The organism is Pseudomonas sp. GLN_2 (assembly GCF_043106005.1).
GTDB classification, from domain to species: domain Bacteria; phylum Pseudomonadota; class Gammaproteobacteria; order Pseudomonadales; family Pseudomonadaceae; genus Aquipseudomonas; species Aquipseudomonas alloputida.
The window spans coordinates 1-490 of the sequence record NZ_JBICMC010000100.1 but is presented as its reverse complement, the minus strand read 5'-3'; the positions used below and the strand labels follow the sequence as shown (position 1 = coordinate 490).

Sequence of the window (490 nt, the reverse complement as noted above, 5' to 3'; positions counted from 1 at the left end):
TGGTGACCTTCACCTACCTGATCATGAGTAAACGCCTGTCCCCGATCGTCGCGCTGACCATCGTGCCGATTGTTTTCGCCCTTGTTGGCGGTTTCGCGCCAGACCTGGGCAAGATGATGCTCGATGGGCTGAAAATGGTCGCACCGTCTGCCGCGCTGCTGCTGTTCGCCATCCTGTTTTTCGGCCTGATGATCGACGCCGGCCTGTTCGACCCGCTGATCCGCAAGATTCTCAAGCGGGTGAATGGCGACCCGATCAAGATCGCCGTCGGCACGGCCTTGCTGTCGCTGCTGGTGGCGCTGGACGGTGACGGCACCACGACTTACATGATTACCTGCGCTGCCATGCTGCCGCTGTACAAGCGCATCGGCATGAACCCGATGATCCTGGCGACCGTATCGATGCTGTCATTGAGCATCATGAGCGGCATGAGCCCGTGGGGTGGTCCCGCCACCCGCGCCATTGCCGCGCTCGGTCTGGATGCGACCGA

The 490-nt window shown here is 61.4% G+C and carries 1 protein-coding gene; it reads left to right on the top strand.

Features of this window, described 5'->3' with window-relative positions; genetic code table 11:
• Window positions 1–2 precede the first annotated feature (2 nt).
• On the top strand, window positions 3–490 hold a 488-nt coding region (locus tag ACF8Q6_RS24550), incomplete at its 3' end, for an SLC13 family permease (RefSeq protein ID WP_392493981.1).